The sequence below is a fragment of the Cupriavidus taiwanensis genome (assembly GCF_900250115.1).
In the GTDB taxonomy this organism is placed as follows: domain Bacteria; phylum Pseudomonadota; class Gammaproteobacteria; order Burkholderiales; family Burkholderiaceae; genus Cupriavidus; species Cupriavidus taiwanensis_B.
This window is the reverse complement of sequence record NZ_LT984803.1, coordinates 2,050,991-2,066,927: the sequence shown is the minus strand read 5'-3', so window position 1 is coordinate 2,066,927 and position 15,937 is coordinate 2,050,991. Positions and strand designations below refer to the sequence as shown.

The following is a 15,937-nucleotide window of genomic DNA, read 5'->3' as shown; positions in this document are numbered from 1 at the left end:
ACCATGGCCGACGATTCCAGTCTGCCGGCACTCCCGGGGCTCGAGGAAGCGCGTCGGCTGATCGACGGCGCCAGCAATATCTTCGTGCTGACCGGCGCCGGTATTTCCGCGGAATCCGGCGTGCCGACCTTCCGCGACGCGATGACCGGGTTGTGGGAGCAGTTCGACCCGGAAGAACTGGCCAGCGAGGCGGCCTACCGCCGCCAGCCGGCGCTGGTGTGGGAGTGGTACCTGCACCGGCGCGAGCTGGTGGCGGCGGTGGACCCTAATCCGGCGCACCACGCGCTGGTGGCGCTGGCCGCGCAGAAGCCGGTCACGCTGGTGACGCAGAACGTCGACGGCCTGCACCAGCGCGCCGGCAGCGCCGGCGTGATCGAGCTGCATGGCAACCTGTTCGCCAACAAGTGGCTGGATGGCTGCGGCCGCTGCAGCGAGGCCACCGCGCTGCCCGGCATGCCGCCGCGCTGCAACCTGTGCGGCGCGCTGATGCGCCCGGGGGTGGTGTGGTTCGGCGAAGACCTGCCGCGCGTGGCGCGCTACCGCGCCGAGCATGCGGCGCAGACCTGCGACCTGTGCCTGGTGGTCGGCACCTCCGGGCTGGTGTATCCGGCGGCGGGGCTGCCGGGCGCGGCGCGCGAGCATGGCGCGCCGGTGATCTTGGTCAATCCGCAGCCGTCGGCGCTGGACCAGACCGCGGATATCGTGCTGTCGGCCGCGGCGGGCGCCTGCCTGCCGCAGCTGTGGGCACAGCCGGCGCCGTCGGCCGGCTGAAGCGCGGGGCAGCGCGCCGGGGCTTATTGCTGCGCCAGCCCGGCGATAAGTTTTTCCAGCTTGACCGCATCCGCGGCGAACAGGCGGGTGCCTTCGGCAAGCTTCTCCGTCGCCATCGCCTCTTCGTTGAGCTGCCAGCGGAACGACGGCTCGTCCGCGGTGATGCGGGCGATATTGGCCGCCTGGGCCTGGTCCACCGACAGCTTGTGCACCACCGGACCTTCGCCGCCGGCGAGCTGCTCGAGCAGCTCGGGGCTGATGGTCAGCAGGTCGCAGCCGGCCAGCGACAGGATCTGCGCGGTGCTGCGGAAGCTGGCGCCCATCACCTCGGTGGCATAGCCGAATTTCTTGTAGTAGTCGTAGATCTGGCGCACCGAGCGCACGCCGGGATCGTTGTCGCCGCCGTTGGCGGCCGCGTCCCACTGCTCGCCGGCCTGCTTCTTGTACCAGTCGAAGATGCGGCCGACGAACGGCGAGATCAACTGGGCGCCGGCCTCGGCGCAGGCCACCGCCTGCACCAGCGAGAACAGCAGCGTCATGTTGCAGCGGATGCCGTCGCGCTGCAGGATCTCGGCGGCGCGGATGCCTTCCCAGGTCGAGGCGATCTTGATCAGCACGCGCTCGCGCGCGATGCCGCGCTGCTCGTACAGCTGGATCAGGTGGCGCGCCTTGTTGACGGTGGCGGTGGTGTCGAACGACAGCCGCGCATCGACCTCGGTCGACACGCGGCCCGGCACGATCGCCAGGATTTCGCAGCCGAACGCGATCAGCACTTCGTCCATCACCGCGTCGACGCCGCCGTTGCCGTGGTGGTCCTGCACCGCGCGTTCGAGCAGGTGGCGGTATTCGGGTTTTTGCACCGCCTTCAGGATCAGCGACGGATTGGTGGTCGCGTCCTGCGGCGTGTACTGCTTCATCAGCTGGAAGTCGCCGGTATCGGCCACCACCGTGGTGAACTGCCTGAGTTGTTCGAGCTGGTTCATGATCGCTAGGTCGTCTGCTTGGGCGTCGGCAAAAAGCGTTCGCGGGCTGTGAGAGGCGCGTACGGCACCGATGCGGTCCATTGTACCTGCGCTGTCGCCGTCACCCGCGCGTCGCGCCACCGCAATCCGCTACACTATGCCTTTTCCCCCAACGCAATCTGGCTGTTGTCATGACTCAGGATGAACTCAAGGCGCTGGTCGCGCAAGCCGCCGCCGACTACGTGAAGCAGGAAGTGCCCGAAGGGGCCGTGCTCGGCGTGGGCACCGGCTCCACCGCCAACCTCTTCATCGACGCCGTGGCGGCGTTCAAGGAGCGCTTCGCGGGTGCGGTGTCGAGCTCCGAGGCTTCGACGCGGCGCCTGGAGCAGCATGGGTTCAAGGTGCTGGACCTGAACGAGGTCGACGAGATCCCGGTCTATGTCGACGGCGCCGACGAGATCGATGCCAGCGGCGCCATGGTCAAGGGCGGCGGCGGCGCGCTCACGCGCGAGAAGATCGTCGCCTCGGTGGCCAGGCGCTTTGTCTGCATCGCCGACGGCAGCAAGCTGGTGCAGACCATGGGCGCCTTCCCGCTGCCGGTCGAGGTGGTGCCGATGGCGCGTGCCGCGGTGGCGCGCAAGCTGCAGTCGCTGGGCGGCCAGCCGCGCCTGCGCATGACCAAGGAAGGCGGCATCTACAAGACCGACAACGGCAATGTGATCCTCGACGTGGCCGGCCTGAAGATCGACGATCCGCGCGGCCTGGAGCAGACCATCAACCAGGTGCCCGGCGTGGTCACGGTGGGCCTGTTCGCGCTGCGCGGCGCCGACGTGCTGCTGCTCGGCACCGGCGACGGCGTGCAGCGCACGGACTACTGAGCACCAGTCCGGCCGGCGACCGCCAGCAAGCAAAATGGGGTGCCTCGGGCACCCCATTTTGTTTTCCGCGCGCCCGGATCAGGACTGCGGCGGCACGTAACCCTGGGCCTGGTCGGCGCCTTCACCGAAGAAGTACTTCTCGGTCTGCTTGAGCAGGTACTGGCGCGCGCGCGCATCGGCCATGTTCAGGCGGTTCTCGTTGATCAGCATGGTCTGGTGCTTGAGCCAGCCGGCCCACGCTTCCTTGGACACGCTCTGCCAGATCTTCTTGCCCAGTTCGCCGGGCAGCGGCGGGAAGTCGAGACCTTCGGCTTCCTTGTTCAGCTTGATGCAATGGACCGTGCGGGCCATGGGGACTCCTTGGAATGTTCGTGAGAGCTTCGGCGCTGGCGCTATTGTAGCCAAGCGGGGCAGCCGGCCGCGGCTCAGCGGCGATTGCCCCTACGGCTTCACAGCTTTTTCATCAGCACCATCGACTTGCGCTGCCAGTTGTAGAGCTTGCGCTTGTCCTCGGGCAGGTCGTCGACGTTGGCGTGGACGAAACCGCGCTTGAGGAACCAGTGCTCGGTGCGGGTGGTGAGCACGAACAGCCGCTCCAGCCCCAGCGCGCGGGCGCGGCGCTCGATGCGCTTGAGCAGGCGCTCGCCGTCGCCGGTACCCTGGGCCTCGGGCGATACCGTCAGGCAAGCCATCTCGCCCATGTTCTCGCGCGGGTAGTCGTACAGCGCGGCACAGCCGAACAGCACGCCGTCATGCTCGATCACCGAGAAGTTGCCGATGTCGCGCTCGATCAGGTGGCGTCCGCGCGGCACCAGCGTGCCGTCCTGCTCCAGCGGCGCGATCAGCTGCACGATGCCGCCGACGTCGTCCAGGGTGGCCTCGCGCAGGCTCTCCAGGTCGGTGTCGGACAGCATGGTGCCGACGCCGTCGTGCAGGAACAGTTCCAGCAGCACCGCGCCGTCGAGCGAGTAGGGGATCAGGTGCGCACGCGGCACGCCTCCCTTGAGCGCCTTGACCAGGTGCTGCAGGTAGTTGGCCACGTCCGGCGGCAGGTGGTTGTTCTGCAGCCGTTCCACCGCCGTGCGCAGCGACATCTCCTGCATCATCTTGCCAACCGGGTCGGGCACGCCCGGCACCTCGGTGATGAAGATCAGCTTGTCGGCCTTGAGCGCGGTGGCGGTGGCGCTGGCCACGTCCTCCATCGACAGGTTGAAGGCCTGGCCGGTGGGCGAGAAGCCCAGCGGCGACAGCAGCACCACCTTGCCGTGCGACAGCGACATGCGCACGGATTCGGCGTCGATCTTGCGCACCAGCCCGGTGTGCTGGTAGTCGGTGCCGTTGACGATGCCAACCGGGCGCGCGGTGACGAAGTTGCCCGAGATCACCGACAGCTGGGCGCCGGCCATGGGGGTGTTGGGCAGGCCCTGGCTGAACGCGGCCTCGATGTCCAGGCGCAGTTCGCCGGCGGCTTCCTTGGCGCATTCGAGCGCGGCGTTGTCGGTGACGCGCACGCCGTCGACAAACTGCGACTCCACATGCCGCAGCGCCAGCTGCTCTTCCACCTGCGGACGCGAGCCGTGCACCAGCACGATCTGCATGCCCATCGCGTGCAGCAGCGCGACGTCGTTGACCAGCGCGTTGAGCACGCCCGACTTGACCAGTTCGCCGGCGAAGGCGATGACGAAGGTCTTGCCGCGGAAGGCATGGATATACGGCGCCACCATGCGCAGCCAGTCGACGAACTGCTGGTGGTCGGGGCCGCTTCGATCGGGATCGGCCGTGACCGGCACGGGGGAGGTCGGGGCGGGGGCGGGCAGCTCGGCCGCGGCGGGCGGCTCGGCCTGCGCCGGCTCGGCCGGGGCGGTGGGAGCAGCGGGAGCGGAGGCAGGCGCCGTCTGCGGCGCGTCGGTTCTGGCGTTCATGCCGCGGATTATAATCCCGGCCAATGTCAGAACAACGCCCCGTCAAGCCCAAACCACCGGCGCCGCCGCGCCAGCGCGCCGGTGCCGGCCAGCCTGCTTCCCCAGCCCAGTCCCGCCCGGCGCCCGGACCGGCCCGTCCGCAGCCGGCCGGCCCGGCAAGGCCGGCCAGTGCGCGCCCCGCGACCGAGGGCGGCCAGCGCCAGCCGCGCGGCGCGCGGCCGCCGCGTCCACCGCGTCCGGTCAACCCGCTGCCGCCGATCACCTTCCCTGAGGCCTTGCCGGTATCGGCGCGCCGCGAGGAGATCGCCGCGGCGCTGCTGGCCAACCAGGTGGTGATCGTTTCCGGCGAAACCGGGTCCGGCAAGACCACGCAGCTGCCCAAGATCTGCCTGTCGATCGGGCGCGGCCCCGGCCGCGGTGCGGGGCAAATGAGCGGGGGGCTGATCGGCCACACCCAGCCGCGCCGAATCGCCGCCACTTCGACCGCCAAGCGCATCGCGCAGGAACTCGGCACGCCGCTGGGCGAGCATGTGGGCTACCAGGTGCGCTTCAACGACACCATGTCGTCGGGCGCGTCGGTCAAGCTGATGACCGACGGCATCCTGCTTGCCGAAACCCAGAACGACCCGCTGCTGCGCGCCTACGACACGCTGATCATCGACGAGGCGCACGAGCGCAGCCTCAACATCGACTTCCTGATCGGCTACCTGCGCCAGATCCTGCCGAAGCGGCCGGACCTGAAGGTGATCATCACCTCGGCCACCATCGACGCGCAGCGCTTTGCCCGGCATTTCGCCACGGGGGACAAGCCGGCGCCGGTGATCGAGGTCAGCGGCCGGCTGTACCCGGTGGAGGTGCGCTACCGCCCGATCGCCGACGACGCGCCCGCCGCCGGCGCGCCGCGCAGCCCGCAGGCGCGCGAGCGCGACCTGTACGACGGCATCGTCGATGCCGTCGACGAGCTGTGCCGCGCCGGCCCCGGCGACGTGCTGGTGTTCCTGCCCGGCGAGCGCGAGATCCGCGAGGCCGCCGAGGCGCTGCGCAAGCACCACCCGCCGCATACCGAGATCCTGCCGCTGTTCGCGCGGCTGTCGGTGCAGGAGCAGGAGCGGGTGTTCAAGCCGTCGAATGCGCGCCGCATCGTGCTGGCGACCAACGTCGCCGAAACCTCGCTGACGGTGCCGGGCATCCGCTACGTGGTGGATACCGGGCTGGCGCGGGTCAAGCGCTATTCGTACCGCAACAAGGTCGAGCAGCTGCAGGTCGAGGCGATCTCGCAAGCCGCCGCCAACCAGCGCGCCGGCCGCTGCGGCCGGGTGGCCAACGGGGTTTGCATCCGGCTGTACGAGGAGTCCGACTTCACCGGCCGGCCGCGCTTTACCGACCCGGAAATCCTGCGCTCGTCGCTGGCCGCGGTGATCCTGCGCATGAAGGCGCTGCGGCTGACCGACATCGAGTCGTTCCCCTTCATCGAGCCGCCGCTGGGCCGCGCGGTGGCCGATGGCTATCAACTGCTGCAGGAACTGGGCGCGGTCGACGACGCCAACCAGCTGACCGGCATCGGCCGCCAGCTGGCCAAGCTGCCGCTCGACCCGCGCGTGGCGCGCATGATCCTGGCCGCGCGCGAGCACCAGTGCCTGCGCGAGGTGCTGGTCATCGCCAGCGCGCTGTCGGTGCAGGACCCGCGCGACCGTCCCCAGGAAGCGCAGGAAGCCGCCGACCAGGCGCACCGCAAGTTCATGGACGAGAAGTCCGAGTTCCTCGGCTGGGTCAGGCTGTGGAAATGGTTCGAGGACGCGGTCGCGCACAAGAAGTCCAACCGCCAGCTGCAGGACCAGTGCCGCGCGCACTTCCTGTCGCACCTGCGCCTGCGCGAGTGGCGCGACGTGCATTCCCAGCTGCTGACCACGGTGACCGAGCAGGGCTGGCGCCTGAACGACAGCGAGCCGACCTACGAGCAGGTGCACAAGGCGCTGCTGACCGGCCTGCTTGGCAATATTGGCTGCCGCATCGAGGACAGTGACGGCAAGGGCCGCGAATACCTTGGCGCGCGCGGCATCAAGTTCCACCTGTGGCCGGGCTCGCTGATCGCGCGCAAGGTCGGGCGCTGGGTGGTCGCGGCCGAGCTGGTCGAGACCAGCCGGCTGTTCGCGCGCACGCTGGCGCGCGTCGAGCCGGAATGGCTGGAGCAGGTGGGCCGCCACCTGCTCAAGGTAAGCTGGAGCGATCCGCACTGGGAGAAGAAGGCCGGCCAGGTGCTGGCGCTGGAGCGCGCCACGCTGTACGGGCTGGTGGTCTACCAGCACCGCCGCGTGCACTACGGCCCGATGAACCCGCGCGAGGCGCGCGAGCTCTTTATCCGTCGCGCGCTGGTCGAGGGCGAGTTCGACACGCGCCTGCCGTTCTACGCGCACAACCAGCGCCTGGTGCGCGAGATCGAGAACCTGGAGCACAAGTCGCGGCGCCAGGACGTGCTGGTCGACGACGAGCTGATCTACGCCTTCTACGACCGCGCGATCCCGGCCGAGATCTGCCAGCAGGCCGCGTTCGAGCAGTGGTACCAGGCCGAGAGCGCGCACGACCGCAAGCTGCTGTACCTGAACCGCGACGAGCTGATGCGGCACGAGGCGGCCGGCATCACCACCGACCTGTTTCCCAAGACCATGACCGTGGCCGGCGTGGATATGGGCCTGACCTACCATTTCGAGCCAGGCAGCCACCGCGACGGCGTGACCCTGACCGTGCCGCTGTACGCGCTCAACCAGGTGCGCCCCGAGCGTGCCGACTGGCTGGTGCCGGGCATGATCAAGGAGAAGGTGCACCTGCTGCTCAAGTCGCTGCCGCAGAAGCTGCGCCGCCACTGCGTGCCGCTGCCGGACTATGCTGCGGGCTTTGTCGCGCGCCAGCCGTTTGGCGAAGGCGAGCTGCTCGACGTGCTGATCGCCGATATCCGCGAGCAGACCGGCACCATGGTCCGGCGTGCCGACTTCAAGCTGGAAACGCTGCCCGCGCACCATGCAATGAACTTCAAGGTGATCGACGAGCACGGGCGCCAGCTCGACATGGGCCGCAACCTGGCCCAGCTGCGCGCCGAGCTGGGCGGGCAGGCGCAGCAGTCGTTCCAGCGCGTGGCCGCGCAGGCCGCGGCCCAGGCCGCCGCCACCCAGGCCCCGGGGCAGGCGCCGGAACAGGCGCCGGCGCTGGCCGCGGCCGAACCCGGCAAGTACGAGGGCCTGACCGGCTGGAGCTTCGGCGAGCTGCCGGAGCTGCTCGAGATCCGCAAGGGCAGCCAGACCCTGTTCGGCTATCCGGCGCTGGTCGACCGCGGCACGCATTGCGACGTCGAAGTCTTCGACGACCCGCAGGAAGCGGCCCGCATCCATCACCTGGGGCTGCGCCGGCTGTTCGCGCTGCAGTTGCGCGAGCAGGTCAAGTTCATCGAAAAGAACATCCCGGGGCTGCAGCAGATGGCGATGCAGTACATGACCCTGGGCACGCAGGAGATGCTGCGCGAACAGATCGTGATGCTGGCGCTGGGGCGCGCCTGCATGCAAGCGCCGCTGCCGCGCAACGACGCCGAGTTCAATGCCCGCAAGGACGAGGGCCGTACCCGGCTGTCGCTGCTGGCGCAGGAAATCGCGCGGCTGGCGGGCGCCATCCTTGCCGAATACGCCGGCCTGCCGCGCAAGCTGTTGCAGGCCAAGCCGTTCCCCGGCGCCTATGCGGACATGGAGGCCCAGCTGGGCCGGCTGATGGGCAAGCGCTTTATCGACGAGACCCCATACCCGCAGCTGGTCCACTTCCCGCGCTACCTGAAGGGCATCGCCATGCGCGTCGACAAGCTCAAGGGCGATCCGGCCCGCGACGGCCAGCGCATGCAAGAGATGGCGCCGCTGGTGCAGCAGTGGCAGCGGGCCGAAAAGCAGCTGCGCAGCCAGGGCCGCGGCGGCGGGGATGCGCGGCTGGATGAGTTCCGCTGGATGCTGGAAGAGCTGCGCATCGCGCTGTTCGCCCAGGAGTTGCGCACGCCGGTGCCGATGTCGGTCAAGCGGCTGCAGAAGGTGTGGGAATCGATGCAGCGCTAAGGTCGCGCGCCGGCACGGCAGTAAATGGTCGTACCGGCGCAACAATCTGCCAAATTCTTGTCTGCCGTCGGCGGCGACGTCAGCGGAATCCGCCGGTCAAACGTTAGAATCGCCGATTCAGTTCTTCTGGTAGCGGGTCTTATGTTCGCATTGCGGCGGTGGGTGGCTGGTGGGATCACGGTGGGCGCGTTCGCGCTGGGCCTGATGACGGTGCCGGCTCGGGCGGAGGTGGTGGTGATCCTCAATTCGGGTGATGCCACCGTCACGCTCATCGACAAGGACACGCTCAAGGTGCTTGAGACCTTCCCGATCGGCAAGGAGCCCCACCACCTGATCGCCACGCCGGACGACAAATCGCTGATCGTCGCCAATGCGGTTGGCAACGACCTGGTCTTCCTGGATCCGGTCAGCGGCAAGGTCCAGCAACGCGTGCTCAATATCGACGACCCTTACCAGATCGGCTTCTCGCCGGACCAGAAGTGGTTTGTCGCCACCGGCAACCGGCTCGACCGCGTCGACGTGTACCGCTGGGATGGCAAGGCGCTGAAGCTAGCCAGACAGTATCCGCTGGGCAAGACCCCCAGTCATATCGCGTTCACCGCCGACAGCCGCATCGCCTTCATCACGCTGCAGGATTCCAACGAAGTGGCTGCCATCGACCTGGTCACGCAGAACGTGATGTGGCGCATGGAAACCGGTTCGGCGCCGGCGGGAATCTGGGTCACGCCGGACCAGAAATACCTGCTGGTGGGCATGACCGGCGCCGACTACGTGGCCGTGATCGACTGGCGCACCCGCACCGTGGTCAAGCAGATCCAGACCGGCAAGGGCGCGCATAACTTCCGCGCCGTGGGCGACCGGCGCCACCTATTCCTCAGCAACCGCGTCACTGGCAGCATCAGCATCATCGACCAGCAGACGCTGAGCAAGGTCGGCGACATCACCGGACTGCCGCCGGGCCCGGACGACATGGAGCTGACCGCCGACGGCAAGACCCTGTGGGTGACCTTCCGCTGGGCGCGCGCGGTCGGACTGGTCGACGTGGCCAGCCGCAAGCTGGTCAAGACCGTGCGGGTCGGGCGCTCGCCCCACGGCATCTATTTCCGCACGCGCGCGCCGCTGTACTGACGCCAACCGGGCAGGGCAGGGACCATGGCACCGATCAGGGCATTGCGCCGCGCTGCGATGAAAGGGGGGCTGACCGCGCTGGCGCTGGCGTGCGGCATGCCGCTGGCGCAGCAGGCCGCCGCCGCGCCGGCCTCGCGGGCGTGCCCGGCCGGTACGCTCTACCTGACCTTCGACACCGGCAGCATGAGCCAGGCGCAGCTGATCGCCGACACCCTGCGCCGCCACCAGGTCCGCGCCACCTTCTTCCTGGCCAATGAGCCGACGGTGCGCAAGGACAGTTCGCTCGACCCGTCATGGGCCCCGTACTGGAAGTCGCTGGTGGCCGACGGCCACGCCTTCGGCACGCATACCTTCGACCACGTCTACCTGCGCAGCGTGCGCGCCGGCCAGGTCACCATGCGGCCGCAATTCGGCGCGCAGGCGGGCCAGGACGTGGCCATGGACCAGGCCGGCTTCTGCAAGGAATTGCGGCGCAGCGCCGAGGCCCTGCGCGGCATGACCGGTGCCGAGATGGTGCCGCTGTGGCGCGCCCCGGGCGGCCGCACCGCGCCGCAGACGCTGCAGTGGGCCGAGCAATGCGGCTTCCGCCATGTCGGCTGGGCCCCGGCGGGCTTCCTGGGCGACGAGCTGTCGTCGGCGCGCTATCCCAATGAAGTGTTGCTGCAGCGCGCGCTGGCCGGCCTGCGCGACGGCGACATCGCCATGGCGCACCTCGGCATCTGGTCGCGGCAGGACCCCTGGGCGCCGGCCGTGCTCGAACCCCTGCTCACCGGCCTGCAGCGCAAGGGCTTCTGCTTTGCGACGCTGCGCGAACACCCGGCCTATCGCGACTGGATCGGGCGGCCCGTCGGACAACAGGAGGGCGCGCGCTGATGTGGGACACGCTGAACGGGTGGATCGGCCAGATCGAAGGCACGCTGTTCCAGGACGTGGTGCTGCCCGTGGTCTATGACCTGGGCTTCGGCCGCTATGCCGAGGAAGCCTTCACCGGCACCGAATGGCTGCTGGTGGGGCTGGTGCAGATCGCGGTGATGGCGCTGATCCTGGGGCCGCTGGAGAAATGGCGCCCGGTCGAAGCCGTGGCCGACCGGGCCGCGGTCCGCACCGACATCCTCTATACCGTGATCCACCGCCTGGGCCTGTTCCGGCTGGCGATGTTCTTCCTGCTGGCGCCGCTGACCGATGCGCTCGAAGGCCAGCTGCGGCTGATGGGCTGGCACCGCATCAATGTGGAAGACTGGTGGCCGGGCGTGACCTCGGTGCCGCTGGCCAGCTTCTTTGTCTACCTGCTGTTGTTCGACCTGCTCGATTACTGGTACCACCGGGCGTCGCACTCGTTCCGCTGGTGGTGGCACCTGCATGCGGTGCACCACAGCCAGCGCCAGATGACGCTGTGGAGCGACAACCGGAACCACCTGCTGGACGACATGCTGCGCGACCTGGTGTTTGCGCTGGTGGCGTTGGGCGTGGGGGTGGAGCCGTCGCAGTATGTGCTGCTGGTGGCGCTGTCGCAGCTGCTGCAGAGCCTGCAGCATGCCAATCTGCGGCTGCACTTCGGCACCATCGGCGAGCGGCTGCTGATTTCGCCGCGCTTTCACCGCACCCACCACGCGGTCGGCATCGGCCACGAAGCCGACGGTGCGCCGGCGAAGCTTGGCGGCTGCAATTACGGCGTGATCTTCCCCTGGTGGGACATGCTGTTCGGCACCGCGGTCTTCACCGGGACCTACCACCCCACCGGCATCCGCGACCAGCTGCCGCCGCCCATGGGCAAGGGCCACGATTACGGCACGGGCTTCCTGGCCCACCAGTGGTACGGCATCAAGCGGCTCCTGCGGCTGCCTTGATGACTGCATTGGCGGCTGCGCTGGCGGCGCATTCGCGGCCATCCTGCGGCCGCGGCGGATGCCACCGCGCCATGGCGGCAAGCGGCGTATGCTAGTGTTCCGGGTTGCCGCCGGCCCGTCACCGTGCTGACCTGGCCGGCGCCCCGCGACTTTCCTGTTTGCCTTCGACTGCATGAACGATATCTTCCGCTCGTTTGGCCGCGCGCTGGTCAGCCAGTTGCATCCGCGCATGCTGATGCTGACCGTGCTGCCTTTCGCCCTCGCCACGCTGCTGTGGGGCGGGCTGCTCTGGTGGGGCTGGGACCCCATCATGGGCGCCACCCGCGGCTTCCTGGAAACCTCGGTGCTGACCAGCTGGATCTACAGCGCGCTCGACTGGTTCGGGCTGCAATCGTTGCGCTCCGTGGTGGCGCCGCTGTTCGTGGCGGCGCTGGCGATCCCGCTGGTGATCGCGTCGATGCTGATGTTTATCGGCGTGTTCTCGGTGCCGGCCGTGGTACGCCACCTGGAGCGCAGCTACCCCGACCTGGCCAAGGCCCACGGCGGCAGCGTGCTGGGCAGCGTGTTCCATTCGCTTGGCAGCACCGCGGTGTTCCTGTCGCTGGTGCTGGTGACGCTGCCGCTGTGGCTGATCCCGCCATTCTTTGCGCTGATTCCGCCGTTGCTGTGGGGCTGGCTGACCTACCGCGTGATGACCTATGACGCGCTCGCCGACCACGCCAGCGCCGAAGAGCGCAAGACCCTGGTGCGGCGCCACCGCACGCCGCTGCTGGTGATCGGGGTGGCGGTGGGGCTGCTGGGCTCGGCGCCGACGATACTGTGGGTGTCGTCGGCGGCGGTGATCTTCCTGTTTCCGTTCGTGCTCGTCGGCACGTTGTGGCTCTATGTGCTGATCTTTATTTTCTCGGCGCTGTGGTTCGGCCATTTCTGCCTGCGCGCGCTGGCGCAGCTGCGGGCAGAGCGCGCCGCCGTGCCGGCCCAGCCGCCTGCCGCGCCGTCGTCGGGCCGCGACGTCATCGACCTGGCGCCGCACGACGTGCGCCGCATCGAAAACTCCTGAAGCGAGGGCAATATGGGTTTCGGCCTGATCGTCATTGGCGACGAGATTCTTTCCGGGCGGCGCGAAGACAAGCACCTGCGCCGCACCATCGAACTGCTGGGCGCGCGCGGCCTGGCGCTGGAGTGGGCCGAGTATGTCGGCGATGACCGCGCCCGCATCACCGCCACGCTGCGGCGCACGCTGGCCGGCCCCGACGTGGTGTTCTGCACCGGCGGCATCGGCGCCACGCCGGACGACCACACGCGCCAGTGCGCGGCCGCGGCGCTTGGCGTGCCGCTGGTGCTGCATCCCGAGGCGCGCGAACTGATCGCGCTGCGCATCGCCGAGACCGCCGGCGGCGACCCCGCCAAGGGCGACCTGACGCTGCCGGAAAACCAGCACCGCTTCAAGATGGGCGAGTTCCCGGAAGGCGCGCGCATCATTCCCAACAGCTATAACCGCATCCCCGGCTTCTCGGTCGGTCACCATCATTTCATGCCGGGCTTCCCGGTGATGGCGTGGCCGATGATGGAGTGGGTGCTGGACCACGACTATGCGCACCTGTTCCACCAGGTCTTGCAGCAGGAGCGGGCCTTCTACGTGTTCGAGGCGCCGGAGTCGACGCTGACGCCGCTGATGGAAAAGGTCGAGGCGGCGCATCCGGGCATCCGCGTGTTCAGCCTGCCGTCGGTCGGCGACGTGCAGCGCGGCGACCGCTTCGCGCGCCGCCATATCGACCTGGGCGTCAAGGGCCCGGCCCAGCTGTTGGCGCCGGCCTACGCGATGCTGCTCGAAGGCGTGCAGGCGATGGGGTACGAGACCGTGGAGCAGCCGCCGCGCCAGGCCGCGCAGGCCTAGGCCTTCCGGCTGGCCAAAAGAGCAGGGGCAGCCTTGGCTGCCCCTTTGCATTCAGGTCCGGGCGGACATCAGGCGCCGTGCCAGGGCAGGCCGCGCACGCACCAGCCCTCGACGGTCTTGCGGTGGTGATGATCGTCGCGGTTGCCTTCGAAACCTTCCAGCACGTCCATGGCGAAGTGGTAGCCGGCTTCGGTGGCCACCCGCGCCGCATGCTTGGAGCGCGCCGCGCTGCGGCACAGGAACAGCACCGGCACGTCGGACGGCACGCGTGCGCGCAGCTCCTCGATAAAGCGTGCATTCTGCGCGCCGCCGGGGTAGGACATCCATTCGACATGGGCGAACTGCGCGTCGGGGACGTCGACGCCGCCCACCCAGTCCAGTTCGGCCTGCGTGCGCACGTCCACCAGCACGGCGGACGGGTCGTTCTGCAGCAGGGCATAGGCTTCCTGGGGCGACAGCGCGCCGAAGTACGGCAACTGGTTTTGTTCCTGACGCTGGCGGGCAGCCTGGAGGAGATCGTCTCGGGTGGTCATCGGCGTGACAAATTGAATGGGTGGAATCGTGGCGCAGGGGCCGCAACCCGTTATTCTATAGCGCCGCGGTTGCGGGGCGGGGGCGGAGCTGGCCGGCAGGGTCTGGCAAGCGCCGTCACAGGGCGAAAGCAGACCGATTTTGGTGCAGCCGCACTAATACGGTGCTTTGCCTTGATGTTTGCACCATGATGGTGTTCCATGACGCTGGCAACCGGGGTTGACTGTGTCGCGGGAACGCCACATGGCCGCCCTGCCGGTTGGAAGGCAGTTTACGTTGCCGGCCAGCATGGTGCGCGATTCGCCGGAGTTGCACAATTTTCGGGCCCGGCGCCCCGTGGGACGTTTGATTGGCACGCTTTCTGCTAACATCCATCGTCCTTTCGCGGCGAGGCCAGTCAGGCGCGGCAACGATGCAGCGGCGCCGCTGGCGACAGTCCCAAGAATTGGCTTTCACAGACATTTGCCGAATACCCAGGAGATTGGCATGGCCCACAGCGTTGCAGACGTGATGAAGCTGGTGAAGGAAAACGACGTCAAGTTCGTCGACTTCCGTTTCACCGATACCAAAGGCAAGGAGCAACACGTGTCCGTGCCCGTGTCGCACTTCGATGAAGACAAGTTCGAAAGCGGCCACGCTTTCGATGGTTCCTCGATCGCCGGCTGGAAGGGTATCGAAGCTTCGGACATGCTGCTGATGCCGGATTCGAACACGGCCCACATCGACCCGTTCTACGAAGAGCCCACGCTGGTGCTGTCGTGCGACGTGATCGAGCCGTCGGACGGCAAGGGCTATGACCGCGATCCGCGTTCGATCGCCAAGCGCGCCGAAGCCTACCTGAAGAGCACCGGCCTGGGCGACACCGCCTTCTTCGGCCCGGAGCCCGAGTTCTTCATCTTCGACGGCGTGACCTGGAACGTCGACATGCAAGGCTGCTTCGTGAAGATCCACTCCGAAGAAGCACCGTGGTCGTCGGCCAAGGAATTCGAGCACGGCAACACCGGCCACCGTCCGGGCAAGAAGGGCGGCTACTTCCCGGTCGCCCCGATCGACACCTTCCAGGATATGCGTTCGGAAATGTGCCTGATCCTGGAATCGCTGGGCATCCCCGTTGAAGTCCACCACCATGAAGTGGCTGGCCAGGGCCAGAACGAAATCGGCACCCGTTTCAGCACGCTGGTGCAGCGCGCCGACTGGACCCAGCTGCAGAAGTACGTGATCCAGAACGTCGCCCACACCTACGGCAAGACTGCCACCTTCATGCCGAAGCCGATCGTTGGCGACAACGGCTCGGGCATGCACGTGCACCAGTCCGTGTGGAAGGATGGCCAGAACCTGTTCGCGGGCAACGGCTACGCCGGCCTGTCGGAATTCGCGCTGTACTACATCGGCGGCATCATCAAGCACGCCCGTGCCCTGAACGCCATCACCAACCCGGGCACGAACTCGTACAAGCGCCTGGTGCCGGGCTTCGAGGCTCCGGTCAAGCTGGCCTACTCGGCCCGCAACCGTTCGGCTTCGATCCGTATCCCGTATGTGGCCAACCCCAAGGGCCGCCGCATCGAGACCCGCTTCCCGGATCCGCTGATGAACCCGTACCTGGGCTTCTCGGCGCTGCTGATGGCCGGCCTGGACGGCGTCATGAACAAGATCCACCCGGGCGAGGCTGCCGACAAGAACCTGTATGACCTGCCGCCGGAAGAGGATGCAAAGATCCCGACCGTCTGCTCGAGCCTGGATCAGTCGCTGGAGTACCTGGACAACGACCGCGAGTTCCTGACCCGCGGCGGCGTGTTCTCCAACTCGATGATCGATGCGTACATCGAACTGAAGATGGAAGAAGTCACGCGTTTCCGCATGACCACCCACCCGGTCGAGTTCGAGATGTACTACTCGCTGTAAGCAGCCCTGGCCCG

At 68.0% G+C, this 15,937-nt stretch carries 13 protein-coding genes; 9 read left to right on the top strand and 4 right to left on the bottom strand.

All coding sequences use genetic code 11. The features are described 5' to 3' along the window. The first annotated feature begins 3 nt into the window (after window positions 1–3). Complete coding sequence (locus CBM2586_RS09740) at window positions 4–771, top strand: SIR2 family NAD-dependent protein deacylase (protein ID WP_115687341.1); 768 nt, start codon at window positions 4–6, stop codon at window positions 769–771. Between the two features lie 23 nt (window positions 772–794). Here the strand turns inward: CBM2586_RS09740 and tal are convergent, their stop codons facing one another. Further along, window positions 795–1,754 (bottom strand): transaldolase, encoded by a 960-nt coding sequence (gene tal, locus CBM2586_RS09735; protein WP_115687339.1) that lies wholly within the window; start codon window positions 1,752–1,754, stop codon window positions 795–797. A 170-nt stretch (window positions 1,755–1,924) separates the two neighbouring features. Between tal and rpiA the strand changes: the two genes are divergently transcribed. Beyond that, entirely contained in the window at window positions 1,925–2,611 is a 687-nt protein-coding gene (rpiA, locus tag CBM2586_RS09730; RefSeq protein WP_115661820.1) for a ribose-5-phosphate isomerase RpiA, read from the top strand. Between the two features lie 78 nt (window positions 2,612–2,689). Here the strand turns inward: rpiA and CBM2586_RS09725 are convergent, their stop codons facing one another. Then, entirely contained in the window at window positions 2,690–2,962 is a 273-nt protein-coding gene (locus CBM2586_RS09725) for an oxidative damage protection protein (protein ID WP_012353145.1), read from the bottom strand. Window positions 2,963–3,060: 98 nt separating this feature from the next. Beyond that, window positions 3,061–4,533, bottom strand: coding sequence for an amino-acid N-acetyltransferase (gene argA, locus CBM2586_RS09720; protein WP_115661821.1), 1,473 nt, complete (start codon window positions 4,531–4,533; stop codon window positions 3,061–3,063). Window positions 4,534–4,556: 23 nt separating this feature from the next. Here argA and hrpA point away from each other — a divergent pair, with 23 nt between their 5' ends. The 6 genes from hrpA to CBM2586_RS09690 all read left to right on the top strand — a co-directional run bounded on the left by hrpA (window position 4,557) and on the right by CBM2586_RS09690 (window position 13,490). Continuing rightward, the gene (gene hrpA / locus CBM2586_RS09715; protein WP_115687338.1) at window positions 4,557–8,618 is read left to right on the top strand and encodes an ATP-dependent RNA helicase HrpA; all 4,062 of its coding nucleotides are present in this window, start codon (window positions 4,557–4,559) and stop codon (window positions 8,616–8,618) included. A 141-nt stretch (window positions 8,619–8,759) separates the two neighbouring features. Then, window positions 8,760–9,746 (top strand): cytochrome D1 domain-containing protein, encoded by a 987-nt coding sequence (locus CBM2586_RS09710; protein ID WP_115661823.1) that lies wholly within the window; start codon window positions 8,760–8,762, stop codon window positions 9,744–9,746. 24 nt (window positions 9,747–9,770) lie between these two features. Further along, window positions 9,771–10,619 carry a polysaccharide deacetylase family protein gene (locus CBM2586_RS09705; protein ID WP_172583250.1) on the top strand — a complete coding sequence of 283 codons (849 nt, stop codon included), beginning with the start codon at window positions 9,771–9,773 and terminating at the stop codon, window positions 10,617–10,619. Further along, the gene (locus CBM2586_RS09700) at window positions 10,619–11,593 is read left to right on the top strand and encodes a sterol desaturase family protein (RefSeq protein WP_115687337.1); all 975 of its coding nucleotides are present in this window, start codon (window positions 10,619–10,621) and stop codon (window positions 11,591–11,593) included. Before CBM2586_RS09705 ends, CBM2586_RS09700 begins: the two co-directional genes overlap by 1 nt. Window positions 11,594–11,765: 172 nt before the next feature. Next, window positions 11,766–12,653 (top strand): EI24 domain-containing protein, encoded by an 888-nt coding sequence (locus CBM2586_RS09695; RefSeq protein WP_115687336.1) that lies wholly within the window; start codon window positions 11,766–11,768, stop codon window positions 12,651–12,653. A gap of 12 nt (window positions 12,654–12,665) precedes the next feature. Then, window positions 12,666–13,490, top strand: a complete 825-nt coding sequence (locus CBM2586_RS09690; RefSeq protein ID WP_115687335.1) for a competence/damage-inducible protein A — start codon at window positions 12,666–12,668, stop codon at window positions 13,488–13,490. A 68-nt stretch (window positions 13,491–13,558) separates the two neighbouring features. On the opposite strand, the gene CBM2586_RS09685 is transcribed toward CBM2586_RS09690, so the two are convergent. Beyond that, window positions 13,559–14,023, bottom strand: a complete 465-nt coding sequence (locus tag CBM2586_RS09685; RefSeq protein ID WP_092309185.1) for a rhodanese-like domain-containing protein — start codon at window positions 14,021–14,023, stop codon at window positions 13,559–13,561. Between the two features lie 484 nt (window positions 14,024–14,507). On the opposite strand from CBM2586_RS09685, the gene CBM2586_RS09680 reads away from it, so the two are divergent. Then, entirely contained in the window at window positions 14,508–15,923 is a 1,416-nt protein-coding gene (locus tag CBM2586_RS09680) for a 3-hydroxylaminophenol mutase (protein WP_115661829.1), read from the top strand. The last annotated feature ends 14 nt before the right edge of the window (window positions 15,924–15,937 follow it).

Excerpts from the sequence above, each read along its gene's own strand:
- CBM2586_RS09680 (WP_115661829.1), top strand. The coding sequence starts at position 14,508 with ATGGCCCACAGCGTTGCAGACGTGATGAAGCTGGTGAAGGAAAACGAC.
- hrpA (WP_115687338.1), top strand. The coding sequence starts at position 4,557 with ATGTCAGAACAACGCCCCGTCAAGCCCAAACCACCGGCGCCGCCGCGC.
- tal (WP_115687339.1), bottom strand. The coding sequence starts at position 1,754 with ATGAACCAGCTCGAACAACTCAGGCAGTTCACCACGGTGGTGGCCGAT.
- CBM2586_RS09725 (WP_012353145.1), bottom strand. The coding sequence starts at position 2,962 with ATGGCCCGCACGGTCCATTGCATCAAGCTGAACAAGGAAGCCGAAGGT.
- CBM2586_RS09700 (WP_115687337.1), top strand. The coding sequence starts at position 10,619 with ATGTGGGACACGCTGAACGGGTGGATCGGCCAGATCGAAGGCACGCTG.
- CBM2586_RS09705 (WP_172583250.1), top strand. The coding sequence starts at position 9,771 with ATGGCACCGATCAGGGCATTGCGCCGCGCTGCGATGAAAGGGGGGCTG.
- CBM2586_RS09695 (WP_115687336.1), top strand. The coding sequence starts at position 11,766 with ATGAACGATATCTTCCGCTCGTTTGGCCGCGCGCTGGTCAGCCAGTTG.
- rpiA (WP_115661820.1), top strand. The coding sequence starts at position 1,925 with ATGACTCAGGATGAACTCAAGGCGCTGGTCGCGCAAGCCGCCGCCGAC.
- CBM2586_RS09690 (WP_115687335.1), top strand. The coding sequence starts at position 12,666 with ATGGGTTTCGGCCTGATCGTCATTGGCGACGAGATTCTTTCCGGGCGG.
- CBM2586_RS09710 (WP_115661823.1), top strand. The coding sequence starts at position 8,760 with ATGTTCGCATTGCGGCGGTGGGTGGCTGGTGGGATCACGGTGGGCGCG.
- argA (WP_115661821.1), bottom strand. The coding sequence starts at position 4,533 with ATGAACGCCAGAACCGACGCGCCGCAGACGGCGCCTGCCTCCGCTCCC.
- CBM2586_RS09740 (WP_115687341.1), top strand. The coding sequence starts at position 4 with ATGGCCGACGATTCCAGTCTGCCGGCACTCCCGGGGCTCGAGGAAGCG.
- CBM2586_RS09685 (WP_092309185.1), bottom strand. The coding sequence starts at position 14,023 with ATGACCACCCGAGACGATCTCCTCCAGGCTGCCCGCCAGCGTCAGGAA.